17 protein-coding genes are annotated in these 13,245 nt (G+C 42.4%); 6 read left to right on the plus strand and 11 right to left on the minus strand.

Going from position 1 to position 13,245, the window contains the following annotated elements; translation table 11 throughout:
* Window positions 1–29: 29 nt before the first annotated feature.
* The 6 genes from FPL17_RS13330 to FPL17_RS13355 all read right to left on the minus strand — a co-directional run bounded on the left by FPL17_RS13330 (window position 30) and on the right by FPL17_RS13355 (window position 3,799).
* Entirely contained in the window at window positions 30–566 is a 537-nt protein-coding gene (locus tag FPL17_RS13330; protein ID WP_005200699.1) for a F0F1 ATP synthase subunit delta, read from the minus strand.
* 11 nt (window positions 567–577) lie between these two features.
* Window positions 578–1,048 carry a F0F1 ATP synthase subunit B gene (locus FPL17_RS13335; RefSeq protein WP_004656525.1) on the minus strand — a complete coding sequence of 157 codons (471 nt, stop codon included), beginning with the start codon at window positions 1,046–1,048 and terminating at the stop codon, window positions 578–580.
* 39 nt (window positions 1,049–1,087) lie between these two features.
* On the minus strand, window positions 1,088–1,333 hold the full coding sequence (atpE, locus tag FPL17_RS13340) for a F0F1 ATP synthase subunit C (protein WP_000424060.1): 246 nt from the start codon (window positions 1,331–1,333) through the stop codon (window positions 1,088–1,090).
* Window positions 1,334–1,415: 82 nt separating this feature from the next.
* Window positions 1,416–2,291 (minus strand): F0F1 ATP synthase subunit A, encoded by an 876-nt coding sequence (gene atpB, locus FPL17_RS13345; RefSeq protein WP_159885485.1) that lies wholly within the window; start codon window positions 2,289–2,291, stop codon window positions 1,416–1,418.
* 99 nt (window positions 2,292–2,390) lie between these two features.
* Window positions 2,391–2,789, minus strand: coding sequence for an ATP synthase subunit I (locus tag FPL17_RS13350; RefSeq protein WP_005186627.1), 399 nt, complete (start codon window positions 2,787–2,789; stop codon window positions 2,391–2,393).
* Between the two features lie 170 nt (window positions 2,790–2,959).
* Window positions 2,960–3,799, minus strand: a complete 840-nt coding sequence (locus FPL17_RS13355; protein ID WP_159885487.1) for a metal ABC transporter substrate-binding protein — start codon at window positions 3,797–3,799, stop codon at window positions 2,960–2,962.
* A gap of 220 nt (window positions 3,800–4,019) precedes the next feature.
* Between FPL17_RS13355 and FPL17_RS13360 the strand changes: the two genes are divergently transcribed.
* From FPL17_RS13360 to znuB, 3 genes are read left to right on the plus strand one after another with little or no spacing between them, the layout of a single operon-like run.
* Window positions 4,020–4,517 (plus strand): transcriptional repressor, encoded by a 498-nt coding sequence (locus FPL17_RS13360; protein WP_004801969.1) that lies wholly within the window; start codon window positions 4,020–4,022, stop codon window positions 4,515–4,517.
* A complete protein-coding gene (gene znuC, locus FPL17_RS13365) occupies window positions 4,490–5,278 on the plus strand; it encodes a zinc ABC transporter ATP-binding protein ZnuC (protein ID WP_159885489.1) in 789 nt (262 codons plus the stop codon). Before FPL17_RS13360 ends, znuC begins: the two co-directional genes overlap by 28 nt.
* Before the next feature lie 3 nt (window positions 5,279–5,281).
* Window positions 5,282–6,091 (plus strand): zinc ABC transporter permease subunit ZnuB, encoded by an 810-nt coding sequence (gene znuB / locus FPL17_RS13370; protein ID WP_004801966.1) that lies wholly within the window; start codon window positions 5,282–5,284, stop codon window positions 6,089–6,091.
* 9 nt (window positions 6,092–6,100) lie between these two features.
* On the opposite strand, the gene FPL17_RS13375 is transcribed toward znuB, so the two are convergent.
* Window positions 6,101–6,724 (minus strand): LysE family transporter, encoded by a 624-nt coding sequence (locus tag FPL17_RS13375; RefSeq protein WP_159885491.1) that lies wholly within the window; start codon window positions 6,722–6,724, stop codon window positions 6,101–6,103.
* A gap of 156 nt (window positions 6,725–6,880) precedes the next feature.
* On the opposite strand from FPL17_RS13375, the gene FPL17_RS13380 reads away from it, so the two are divergent.
* The 3 genes from FPL17_RS13380 (at window position 6,881) to FPL17_RS13390 (ending at window position 10,644) form a co-directional block, all read left to right on the plus strand.
* Window positions 6,881–7,801, plus strand: a complete 921-nt coding sequence (locus FPL17_RS13380; RefSeq protein ID WP_159885493.1) for a Dyp-type peroxidase — start codon at window positions 6,881–6,883, stop codon at window positions 7,799–7,801.
* Between the two features lie 172 nt (window positions 7,802–7,973).
* Window positions 7,974–9,764, plus strand: a complete 1,791-nt coding sequence (gene argS / locus FPL17_RS13385; protein WP_159885495.1) for an arginine--tRNA ligase — start codon at window positions 7,974–7,976, stop codon at window positions 9,762–9,764.
* 268 nt (window positions 9,765–10,032) lie between these two features.
* Window positions 10,033–10,644 (plus strand): SPOR domain-containing protein, encoded by a 612-nt coding sequence (locus FPL17_RS13390; protein ID WP_159885497.1) that lies wholly within the window; start codon window positions 10,033–10,035, stop codon window positions 10,642–10,644.
* Between the two features lie 52 nt (window positions 10,645–10,696).
* Here FPL17_RS13390 and FPL17_RS13395 read toward each other — a convergent pair whose 3' ends face one another.
* The 4 genes from FPL17_RS13395 to FPL17_RS13410 form a co-directional block, all read right to left on the minus strand.
* A complete protein-coding gene (locus FPL17_RS13395) occupies window positions 10,697–11,350 on the minus strand; it encodes a glutathione S-transferase family protein (RefSeq protein WP_159885499.1) in 654 nt (217 codons plus the stop codon).
* A 97-nt stretch (window positions 11,351–11,447) separates the two neighbouring features.
* Window positions 11,448–11,846, minus strand: a complete 399-nt coding sequence (locus tag FPL17_RS13400) for an OsmC family protein (protein ID WP_159885501.1) — start codon at window positions 11,844–11,846, stop codon at window positions 11,448–11,450.
* On the minus strand, window positions 11,843–12,790 hold the full coding sequence (locus FPL17_RS13405) for a pirin family protein (RefSeq protein WP_159885503.1): 948 nt from the start codon (window positions 12,788–12,790) through the stop codon (window positions 11,843–11,845). The genes FPL17_RS13400 and FPL17_RS13405 overlap by 4 nt, the downstream gene beginning before the upstream one ends.
* 169 nt (window positions 12,791–12,959) lie before the next feature.
* Window positions 12,960–13,229, minus strand: a complete 270-nt coding sequence (locus FPL17_RS13410) for a DUF2798 domain-containing protein (RefSeq protein WP_005186601.1) — start codon at window positions 13,227–13,229, stop codon at window positions 12,960–12,962.
* Between the last annotated feature and the right edge of the window lie 16 nt (window positions 13,230–13,245).

The following is a 13,245-nucleotide window of genomic DNA, read 5'->3' on the forward strand; positions in this document are numbered from 1 at the left end:
AATCTTTTTTAAGTTCAGTCTTTTTGCTATTACGCAAGAAGACGAGTCCGCATTTTTTCAAGCTTGTTAAGCGCAGAGTCATCTATCACTTGGTCGCCTGCACGAATCACAACACCTGCGATCAACGCTGGATTAACGTTAACAGTGACATGAACTGTTCTGTTAAAACGTTTTTCAAGCGCATGAGCTAAAATATGCTCTTGTGTCGCATCCATTGGAAAAGCAGATTCAATTTCTACTTCCAATGTGTTGTTGTTCTGCGATTTAAGTAGTTCGTATTCTGTTGCGATTTCAGGCAATAAAACTAAACGATCATTATCTGCAAGCAATGTCAAAAAGTTAGACACTGATTGAGTTTGATCTTCACCTAAAACCTTGGCAAAAAGACCTACTTGTTCCGCAGGAGTCAGCTCAGGGCGATTTAAATAAGCGGAAAATGCTTCATCTTGCACCGCAGCACTGAGCAGTTGTAACGCATTTGACCAAGCGTCAGTTGCATTCTGCTCAGATGCATAAGCAAATGCTGCTTTGGCGTACGGGCGTGCTAACGTCAAGAGTTCAGCCATATTCGCCTCGCTTAAAGTTTAGCAGCCAGCTGATTCAGCATGGCATTATGAGCTTCTGCGTCAACTTGTTGGTTCAGAATTTTTTCTGCACCAGCAACTGCCAAAGCAGCAACTTGTTGACGTAATTCTTCGCGAGCAGAATTGATGTCTTGATCAACAGTTTCTTTCGCCTGTTGACGAATACGCTCACCTTCAGCAGATGCTTGGGTACGCGCTTCTTCGATCAATTGTGCTGCACGACGGTTCGCTTGTTCGATCAATTGAGCCGCTTGTGCTTTTGCTGCGTCTAATTCTGCCTTAACTTGTGCTTGCGCATCAGCAAGGTCAGCTTTTGCTTTTTCAGCAGCATTTAAGCCATCAGCGATTTTACGCTGACGCTCACTAATCGCATTGATTAGTGGAGGCCATACAAACTTCATGCAGAATGCGACAAAGATCGCAAATGCAATTGCTTGGCCAATCAATGTGAGGTTGATATTCATTTCGCTATTCCTCAATATGTGGATTTAGGAATTAAGCTATTAACCTACAAATGGATTAGCGAAGATGAAGAACAAGCCAATACCAACACCGATCATAGGCACAGCATCAAGAAGACCCGCGATTAAGAACATACGAGTTTGAAGTTGTGGAGCCAATTCTGGTTGACGAGCAACAGCTTCTAAGAAGCGACCGCCTAAAAGACCGAAACCAATCGCAGTACCTAAAGCACCGAAAGCGATCAAGATAGCAGATGCAATTGCAACTAGACCTAAAGTGAGTTCCATGAAAAATTCCTCAGAGGTTAGGTTATTACCAAATTAAACTAAAATTTAAGCCCAACTGTCAGGTGACAATCAGGCAATACCATTAATGCTTTTCGCTTGCCATGCTCAAGTAAACGATGGTCAGCATCATAAAGATAAATGCTTGCAGCGTGATTACGAGAATGTGGAAGATAGCCCAAGGCACAGATAACGCCCACTGGATCCAGAACGGCAATAATGCGATCAAGATGAAGATCAACTCACCCGCATACATGTTACCGAACAGTCGTAGAGCTAACGAAACTGGACGAGCAAGGAAAGTTACTAATTCCAAAATTAAGTTCACTGGAATCAATAACGCTTTTGCAAATTTGTTACTTGGGTTGAATGGGTTAAGTGCCAATTCACCGACGAAACCGCCGATCCCTTTTTCACGAATACTATAGAACAAAATTAAAACAAATACAGACAACGACATACCAAGGGTAATGTTCGGGTCAGTAGATGGAACAACTTTGAAGTAAACGTGGTGAGGGTCCATACCAAATACGTTTGCGCCAATCAATTGAGCTGTATACGGGATCCAGTCAACAGGGATTAAGTCCATTGCGTTCATGAGGAAAATCCACACGAAAATGGTTAATGCCAATGGTGCAATTAAACGTGATTTGCCGTGGAAAGTATCACGAACACTTGAGTCTACAAACTCGATAATCATTTCAATCGCTGATTGGAATTTAGTTGGAACACCTGCATTCGCAGCTCTCGCAACTATCCAAAACAACAAACAGAAAATCACACCAAGTCCGATAGACCAACCCATTGAATCCAAGTGAATTGCAGTGAACCCCATCGAATGAGCTTCTTCAGCAGTCTCAGCCAATTTCCATGTACCGTCAGGCATTTTGCCATAGGTCATATTGGTCAAGTGATGCTTGATATACTCGGTCGAAGTCAGGGCATGTTCTTCAGCAGCCATAAATCACACCTGGTCAATGTCAATCATTAAAAAGAAGAGAAACGAATCATGCGGATGGCAATGATTCCGCCTCTACTTCCAAAAATCTCAAAATGTGCTTTACCCTCGTTTTTGTAGTCGTGCCACCCAAAATGGCGCGACCCACGACATCGCTTGTACGAGAATAAATCCACAAAACAACGCAACCGGTGACAGCGGTTTAACATTGCTCAAAATTAATATAAAACCCACAATCACAATCGCAAACTTACCGAGCATTCCTCGGTACATATTCAGCATGACTTGTTTTGATGCTCTTGCGCCTGCCGTTCTAAACGACTGCCAAGCAAAATAACAATGTGCCAACCAACATACCAAAGCCCCAAGCGCAGCACTCAAAGCAGCAGTTGTATCTTTTATTGCCCATGCAAGCAAAGCTGCAATAGGAATCATACATGCTTGTAAGAAGACCAAAGCTTTTGCTAATCGTCGGTCAATCATGCGACTAGTTTGGCTCATTTTTTACCCACTTACAGCAGAACTGCTTGACAAGTTTTAATCATGATCGTTTCGAATCGCAGGCATTATAGAGTTACACCCCTGAACATGCAATCTTTTCTCGACTTAAGTCTGCTTTTTTCGTTACCATATTTTTTGACGCTAGAGTCAATTGATTTTTATTTTTTTGATCAATTTTGTGCACTTATTACGCATTTATCAGTTTTTAAAGCCAATTTTTTCCATGCAGTTACAAAATTGTCTTCGCCGCGCATGCTTTCATCGACCGACTGGAAAACTACTGGGTTCATTTTTTGGTACTGACTAGCACTTGCTGTCGTTTCGGCCAATAAGCACATTTTATTTTGCGGACGATTGTCTCTTAAGTATTTAATTTGAGCTGCAGTTGGTGCAATATGTGGATCATCGGTCAGTGCACCTGCAAATTTCAGGTTCAATGCTCTTTCTAGGTATTGATAGGCATCATGATAAGACCAGTAATTCTTTGCTTTATTTGAGCTTTCATACTGCTGCGACGCCTGTAGCATTTGTTGCGAAAACTCTTTCGCATTGGCCATATATTTGGCTTTATTTTCTGGATATTGCTGTGAACGCAAAGTTGCAATAAAGAAGGCGATACGCACCGCATTATTTGGATCTAACCAAACATGGCTATCAACCGTGTTCGCCATAGATGCGCCACGCAAATTACGCAGTGGTAAAGTCGTTAAAATGCCTGAATCCAATAGTGCGATTGCTTTACGGTTCTGGTTCAACATCTTTTCGAGAGGCGCTTCATGCGCTTTCCCAAGCCAAATTACCAAAGAGGCATCTTGAATCGCTTTACGGTGAGCTGGTGTGAGTTGTACGTCATGACCACTTTGATCTTTTAATAACAGAATCGGCTCTTCTATTCCGTCTGTTACTTCTTTGGCAATCAGATAAATTGGGTGTGTTGAAACCACCAAGCTTTGTGTCCAGCCCCATGTGCTTAACATCGAAAACAAGACCAAGACAAATAGGCGAGACATCACAACATTACTCAATTTAGCGAATCATGTTATAATATAACAAAAGTTGAAAAATGCCTATGTCTATTTTTAGATTCGCTGCACTATCCGTCGTGCATTTCACTTATATAGATAGTTATCATAAATTGCATGTTATGATAGCGGGGCTATTGCGACACTATTCAGACACTTCATGTCAGTGAAAATTCAATAGGCTCTACAAAAACAATGAGGTCAATCTATGAGTTCTTGTTCACATGAACATGACAATGCTTTACATGGTGTTCACGGTCATCACGATATTAAAGCACGCCTTGCCGAAGCAGAAATTTTATGTACTGCGACTGGCGCTCGTCTGACACCTTTACGTAAAGAAGTCCTTGAACTCATTTTAAATGCATCTGCACCGATGGGTGCTTATGATTTATTGGCTAAAATTAAAGGCCAAGCAGACCGCCCTGCTGCGCCTCCTACGGTATACCGTACTTTAGACTTTTTATTAGAAAAAGGCTTAATCCACAGACTTACGTCTATTAATGCCTATATACCTTGCTGCCATCCACGTGAAGGTCATCAAGCGGCTTTTCTGATTTGTACGGAATGTCATTCTGTAAAAGAAGCCTCAGCACAAGGTTTGATCCAGCAACTCGATCAACTTGCATCATCAGACCAGTTTTTAGCGCAACATAGCATTATTGAAATCTCTGGAAAATGTCATCAGTGCAGCACACGCCAGTAAGTCCTCCACTTATTCAACTGGAGAGTATCTCTGTTCGTCGTGATGAGCTGGATATTTTAAGAAATGTAGATTTTGCCTTACAAGCAAAAGAAATTGTGACGTTGATTGGTCCCAATGGCGCAGGCAAATCTACATTAATCAAAGTGCTATTGGGTATCATGCCGCCGAATAAAGGCAAAATTCACTTTTCTAAAAAATTAAAAATGGCCTATGTTCCGCAGAAGTTTAACCCTTCCGCGAGCCTCCCTTTACGTGTACAAGATTTACTTGATCTAGAAGTTTGCGAAAAGGCTTTACGCGAAGAGATTATTCGCGACACAGGCATTCAAAAATTACAGTCTTCTAAAGTACAGCAATTGTCTGGTGGTGAACGGCAGCGGGTTTTACTGGCTCGTGCTTTATTGCGCCAACCCGATATTTTAGTACTGGATGAACCGATGCAAGGCTTGGATATTCAGTCCGAAGCTGAGCTTTATGAATATGTACGTAGTTTACCTGAACGCTATGGCTGTGCTGTGTTGATGGTGTCACATGACCTACAATGGGTGATGCAAGGTACACATCGCGTGGTCTGTCTAAACAAACATATTTGCTGTAGTGGTTTACCTGAAAGTATTCAACAGCATCCAGAATACCAAGCGATTTTTGGCACCCAACGTATGTTCTATCAGCATCATCACAATCACTGTGGTCATAGTGATCATGCCGAACCGTGTTCGCACGATCCACGCCCACATATTCACCCTGAGCCAAAGGTCTAAGCCATGATGGAATGGTTACAACTCCTCCTCCCTGCTTGGATCATGGGGTCATTACTGGTTTTTCTAACGGCTCCTCTCGGCTGCTTGATGCTTTGGCGCAGAATGTCTTTTTTTGCAGATACCATGGCACACGGCACCTTACTTGGTGTCGCAGTTGCAGGGATTCTGAATTTACCTTTTTGGCTGGGGGTCGCTTGTCTTGCGCTGCTGCTGGTCGCTCTGCTGTGGGTTTTGCACGATTCACGCCTACCCAATGATGCATTACTCGCTTTAAGCTCTGCTACCCTCCTCTGCTCTGGTCTGCTACTGATTCAGCAAGTACCAAGTTTGCGTCCTGAATTGCTTAGCTATTTATTCGGTGATTTACTCAGTATCGAATGGGCGGATTTACCGATGTTTGCCGTGGTGATCGCAGGTGCATTAATCGTACTCTATCGTTCGTGGTCAGCGCAGATTCAAATTGCAATTGATCCTGATATCGCGATGAGTGAAGGCGTGAGTGCCAACTGGCAACGTTTAATCTTCATGTTGTTATTGGCGTTGTTTACAGTATTGGCTTTACGTGCGGTCGGTTCATTACTCATGGGCGCTTTACTGGTGATTCCAGCCCTGAGTGCACGCTTATTGGCACACTCACCAAAACAAATGGTGGTTTGGGCATTTGTGTTGGCACAGCTCGGTGTTACGGTTGGTCTATGGTCGAGTGCTGCACTGAATATTTCTACAGGCTTAAGTATTGTTCTGTGTATGGCACTTTGCTTTGCCGCTATTTTCATCACGCAAAAACTCAAAAGCCAAGCTCAATCTGCCTAAATTGGGCAGTCAGCTTGACTGTTGAATCGCACTTAATAAAAGTGCTGCACCACTAAACATCACCGCAAAACCACGATTTAAATATTTTTGCTGTGTTGGTGAGCGAAGTAGTCTCAATACTTTCGAAGCCAGTCCGGTATAGCCCGCCATAACAATCAGGTCGATCGTCACCATCGTGGCTGCCATAATTAAGTATTGCAGCCATTGTGGTTGACTCAAATCCAGAAATTGTGGCAAAACAGCCAACAAAAATACAATCGCCTTAGGGTTACTCATATTCACCACAAAGCCTTTCAATATTAAGGCGATCGCTGATTGAGGTTGTTCCTGCCGAATCTCAATCGCCTGAATCGGTGCAGTCCACTGCTTATACGCCAAATAGACCAAATAAGCGACGCCAAACCATTTCACCACCTGAAAAGCCCAAGGCGTGGTCGCAAACAGCACACCAACACCTGCTGCCACAATCAGGATTTGTATCAACAATGCCACTTGCAAACCAATGACATTCCAATAGCCATGCCGAAAGCCGTAGTTGAGGCCACTCGACATTGACGCAATTGCTCCTGCGCCTGGCGAGATGCTAATTACCCAGCACGCCAACATAAAAGCAAACCAAATCTGCAAAGACATAACAACAGCGTCGAACAATAAAAGGTGAATTATACTGTTTTATTGAATAGTTACGATGATTTTTTAGGCAATAAAATTTCTTAAATAAACTACTCAGCCCAACCAACATCAGGCACAATTATCGTTTTCCCCTTAAAAATAACTAAGGAGTTTTTAATGACTGCGCAATCTGTCATTCTTCCATTACCTTCTGACCACGCCCGCTTTATTGTTTTACGTTTAAAAGATTTAACCATTGCCGAATTAAAACAACAGATTGAAGCTCTCCTTTCAGCACGTGACCGTTTGATCACGCAACACCCGAATGACCAGATTAAAACAGCCATCGCTTTTGGTCCCGAACTTTGGGCACAACTCAATTCGCAAACACCTGAAGGTTTTAAACAGCTCGATCCACAACAAGGTGCGTTTAATATGCCAGTGGTGCCAGCGGATGTATTTATTCATCTTGCCAGCGCCCGTGCAGATATTTGTTTTGCCATGAGCCAAGCTTTTTTTAACGGCATTCAAGACAAAGTCGAAGTTCTAGATGAGCGCGCTTGTTTCCGTTTCTTTGATGGCCGTGATATGACCGGCTTTATTGATGGAACCGAGAATCCGCAATTTCCAGATGACCGTGCAGAAGCAGCACTACTACCAGAAACAGCAGGTGCCTTTGCCGATGGTAGCTTTATCTTTGCGCAGCGTTATATTCATGATCTTGCAAAATGGCAAATGTTGAAAGTCGATGCACAAGAACATGTATTTGGCCGTACTAAACTTGAATCGATTGAGCTGGATGATGATGTAAAACCAGAAAACTCACATGTGGCACGTACAGTCGTTGAAGACGATGAAGGTGAGGAAATGGAAATCTTGCGTCACAGCTTGCCTTACGGTGATGGCAAAGGCGAGCAAGGCTTATTCTTTGTCGCTTACACCAACAATTTAAGCATTATTGATGAGATGCTGAAACGTATGTTTGGAACTACAGGTGATGGCATTCATGATCGCTTACTGCATTTTACCACTGCGATTGATGGTGCTTATTACTTCGCGCCAAGCGATGAATTATTAGAACAGATTTTAGAAGATTAAAACCATCAGATGCTATGTTTTTCAATAGCATAGCATCTGCATTAGCCCCAAGGTTTCAATCACTCAGAAAAGATTTATGTGAATATGTTAATTCCGCACAAATCCCACTCCCCTTAAGCCGATAAAATTTGCTATATTGTTCGTTTTTCCGCGACATTTATTTTCGGTAACTATGAATACGGCAATACAAGCAGCTCTCGATCATGCGGTACAAACCCTGCAACAACAAGGTGTACTTCCTTCAGATTGGACCAACACGAGCCATTTAACCCGTACCAAAGACCGAAGTCACGGAGACTTTGCTTCAAACATCGCCATGATCGGCTCAAAAGTTGCAGGTATGAAACCTCGCGATCTAGCTGAAAAAATCTTGGCAGCCCTTCCTGAAGTGGCTGACATTACCAAAGCAGAAATTGCAGGTCCGGGTTTTATCAACTTCTTTTTAAATGCTGACCAACGCTACGCTGTACTCGACCAAATTCAAGCACAAAAAAATGACTATGGTCGTAGCCAAGCCAATGCAGCTAAAAAGATCCAAGTCGAATTTGTCTCTGCAAACCCAACTTCTAGTCTGCATGTCGGCCATGGTCGTGGCGCAGCGTATGGTATGACCGTTGCGAATCTATTAGAAGCAACAGGTGCAACAGTTGATCGCGAATACTATGTCAACGACGCAGGCCGTCAAATGGATATTTTGGCGACTTCAACTTATTTACGTTATTTAGAATTAACTGGTCAAACTTTAGTTTTCCCTAAAAATGCCTACCAAGGCGACTACGTTAAAGAAATTGCTCAAGAAATTATTGATAAAGATGGTAATGCACACGTTCGTGCCGTTGCTGATATCTATAAAGATGTACCAGAAGACGTTCAATACGCTGAAGAACTAGATGCAGAAGGCAACAAAGTTGTACTTTCTGGCGACAAAGAAAAACACATTGATGGTTTGATCGCAAACTCACAACAACACTTGGGTGCGGACTACCGTGTTTTCCATCAAGCAGCGTTACATGCCATCTTAGATGATATTAAAGATGACTTGGCTGACTTTGGTGTGACCTTTGACAAGTGGTTCAGTGAAGACTCATTGACTGACAAAATTGATGAAGCACTTGAGACACTAGATCAACGTGGTTACCTCTATGAAAAAGAGGGCAACATCTGGTTTAAATCAACTGAATTTGGTGATGAAAAAGACCGTGTGGTGAAACGTCGTAATGGTCAAACCACTTACTTCGCCTCAGACATTGCTTATCACTTAAATAAATTACAACGCGGCTATACTGACCTGATTGATATTTGGGGTTCAGACCACCACGGTTATATTTCACGTGTCAAAGCTGCCATTGATGCAATGGGCTATGACTCGAAGAAATTGACTGTGCTTTTGGTTCAGTTCGTCAGCTTGTGGCGTGGCGGTGAGATGGTACAAATGTCATCTCGTTCAGGCCAGTTCGTGACTTTACGTGATTTGCGTAAGGAAGTTGGCAATGATGCTGCTCGTTTCTACTACGTGATGCGTAAATCTGAACAACACATCGATTTTGACTTAGACCTCGCGGTTTCACAAAGCAAAGACAATGCGGTGTATTACATTCAATATGCCCATGCACGTATTTGCCGTATGTTAGAAAAAGCAGCTTCTACGGGAATCAGTTTTGATGCTGTTTCAGCACGTGAGCAAGCGAATCGTTTAGAACTGGATGCTGAAACAGAAATCCTATCTAAGCTTGCTGCTTATCCTGATATTTTAGTACGCGCTGCAAATGTCTATGAACCACACCAAATTGGTAATTATCTTAAAGAGTTAGCTGCCCTATTCCATGCTTGGTATAATGAGCATAAAGTTTTGGGTGACGATGTTGCACTGACACAAGCACGTTTATTGCTTTCAATCAACGTACAGCAAGTTTTACACAATGGCTTAGAATTACTCGGTGTATCCGCTCCTGAGACGATGTAAACAGCAAAGCAACGCTTTGCACATCGTCGCAAGACCGAAGGCTATGCCTGAGGTGACAATGTAAGCAAGCCCTCTTTGCATCGTCGCAAGACCGAAGGCTATGCCTGAGGTAAAACGGCAACCAGTAAATCAAAGCTTAAACACATGTAAACTTAAGCCATGATTGTTTAACAATATGGTAAACAAAGCATTATTTTTTAAACATAATGCTTTGTTTTTAAGTAGATTCAAGTTAAAACTAATCTAATAGGATCAAGAGGAATTTCTGGTGTTTGGAAAAACGCAACGTGGTGTATCTGAACGACCAAACAAGCCCAAAAAGCCACTCATTCCGAAGTGGTTAGGAATGCTTGTCGCAATTCTCGCGATCCTATGTGCTGGCGTGATGCTCATGCTTTGGCAACCTTGGCAGCCAGTCCCTGCAAAAAATCAGGTGACCTCTGAACATTATGAAGAAGAAAACACCAATAAAGACTACCGTTTTTATGACTTACTTCCTCAACAGCAAGTGACACCTATTCCAGAACAAGCTGTACCTGAGGCCAAGCCTCAAGGTAATGTCGTGATTATTGAGTCACCAAAGCCTGAAACAACAACAACCGAAGATCCAGCAAATACTGCATCAGGTGAACAAACCACTGCTCCGGCACATGCCACCTATATTCTACAAGTACGAAGTTACCCAGATCCCGACAGTGCAGATGCACGTCGCGCAGAGATTATTCTGAATGGTTTATCTGCAGATGTGGTGAAAAGTGTTGAAAATGGTCAAACATGGTATCGCGTTTTCTCAGGACCCTATGACAGCCAAGAATCTGCGCTTGCAGCGCAACAGACCTTACAACATAGCGGTATTGATTCTATCGTGATTAAACGCTAACAAGATCGCATAAAAAAAGGGAACAATGTGTTCCCTTTTTTTATACTCAAAATTATGCACATTGAGAATGTAAAGTTCGTTGCTCAGCTCGTTGAAAGGCTGGACGTTGCTGTACACGCTGTACAAAAGCCTGAATATTTGGATATTTACCATGTAAGCGGTTTTGGATGGCAATTAATGGAAATGCCATTTGAATATCGGCAAAAGAAAAATCTCCTGCAAAATAATCATGCTCAGATAAGTATTGTTCCAGATACAAAATATGTTCTTTCACCCGTGGACGGACGAAACTTGCCTTAACACCATCGGTAATTTTTTCCGCAATCGGACGAATCACCCAAGGCACATGTTTACTGACACTATTCATCACCAAGGTCATGACCAATAAAGGCATCAATGAACCTTCAGCATAGTGCATCCAATATGAATATTGACGTTGATCAGATACCTGTTGAGGTTTGAATTTGTTTTGAAGATCATACTGCTGCTGTAAATAATCAAGAATCACAGCGGATTCAACAATCACATCATCCCCATCGACCAAAATAGGTGCTTTACCGAGAGGGTGAATTTGTTTAAGGCTTTCTGGTGCTGCGTAACTGGCTGACCTTTGGTAATACTCAACTTGGCAATCCACACCAAGTTCTTCTAACGCCCACAATATGCGGAACGAACGTGAGCATTGTAGGTAATGTAAGGTAATCATTTTTGTGCCTGCTTTTTAGCTGCGTAACTATGGTTTTAATCCCTCTCACAGTTACGCTTAGAATTATGTTTTGCCCAAGCACAATAGCACTTTAGTCTTAAAGAATCATGGTGTGAATGTCTAAACTACGTAACAAAGTTTTAGTGACAGGCGTTTTGCTACACACATTAAGAAGTTTTTCTTGTAAATCTTGTGATACAGGTTGTTTAAATATTACACGGCGCTCAATGCGTTCCTGTTGCTCACGATTGGTATGAAAATCCACTTCAACAGAAAATTCACCCAATTCAATTTCCTTATGCTTGGCATACATACGTAAGGTAATCATAGTACATGAGGCCAAACTTGCGGTGAGGAAGTCATATGGTGCTGGCCCTGTATCATGCCCACCAAATGCTTCAGGTTTATCGGTTAAAAACTGATGCGTACCACTACTCACTTCGCCCTTCCAAGGTTCAGCTAAAGTCTGGACTGTTGCGTTGGCGATAATACTCATTTCGACGCCCTCATTTGATCAGGTAATACCGGTGCTTCTAGACGTTTACCTTGATAATCTGGAATTTCCCCAAAACGTGCATCATGATTAATCCAGTCTTCACGAGCCTGTTTTAGACCTTCCATGGTACGGCCCACGAAATTCCACCATAACAGGATTGGAGATTCAAAGGGTTCACCACCAATTAACAACAACCGATGACCTTGCGTTAATTCGACTTCAATTTCAGTTAAACCTGTCTCCAACACCACCATATTATCAGCAGTCAGTTCATGACCATTAACGCGAGCAGTTCCCTCTAATGCCATGAAGGCATATTCAAATTTTGGATTCAAAGGAATACGGGTTTTGGTATCGGCTTGTGCCGTTAAATCGACTCCGACCAAAGGTGTATGCACTTGCACAGGTGATGTTGTTTCCAAGAAATCACCGACCAGAACGGTAAACTCAACCTGATCCTTACTCACCACAGGCAATTCCGGATAGTGTTCAAATTTAGGGTCTATATTGAGCTTATCATCTGGCAAGGCAATCCATAGCTGTGCCGCATGCATTTTCGTTTCACTATCTGGTGCAACTTCAGTATGTGAAATGCCTCGACCAGCAGTCATCAAATTAACTTGCTTAGGACGGATCATCTGCTTTGAACCCAGACTATCCGTATGCATCATGGTGCCTTCAATCATCCATGTAAACGTCTGCAAACCAATATGTGGATGTGGCCCCACATCTAAGCCATCACCCGCAGGAAAACTGACAGGTCCTGCATGATCGAGGAAACACCATGCTCCGACCAAGCGTTTTTGTCGGCTCGGCAAGGCACGTTTAATAATCGTTCCCCTACCAATTTCTGCCGAACGAATGGTGAATTCTTGAATAAATTGATTGATGTAAGTTTCGCAGTCTTTTGAATCAGAAATATCGTAGTCGTTATTATTGCTCATGATATTGCTCTCTTTTACCTATGCTATTGCAATGAGTTGATGTATTGATCTTAACAATACAATCATTCTTCAATATAGTCTTTTAGTAATACACAGAGTGTTATCAATGAGACAATCTCAGTTCCAGTGAAGTAAAAGCCCCGCCTTGAAAATATGAATCAATAAAAAGTTATTTAGGTTGCATATCAACAATTAAGCCTGTTAAACGGCGAACCAATGGCAGTAAAACCAGCACCAACGGATACGCAATCAGCCAAGAGAACATCCATGTCGCCAACCACTTGTTCAAAAATTCTGGAATAAAACCAAGGCTCATCCACATATTCACAAATGACAAGGATCCACTCATCAAAAAAGATAAAATCAACGGTAAGATCCAAGCCGCATACTTGGCTGGTAATTTGGTGATAAGGCGTGGTGTAACTTTCAACTCCTGCATCTTAAACGCGTTTCCA

This window comes from Acinetobacter dispersus (genome assembly GCF_009884975.1).
GTDB classification, from domain to species: Bacteria; Pseudomonadota; Gammaproteobacteria; order Pseudomonadales; family Moraxellaceae; genus Acinetobacter; species Acinetobacter dispersus.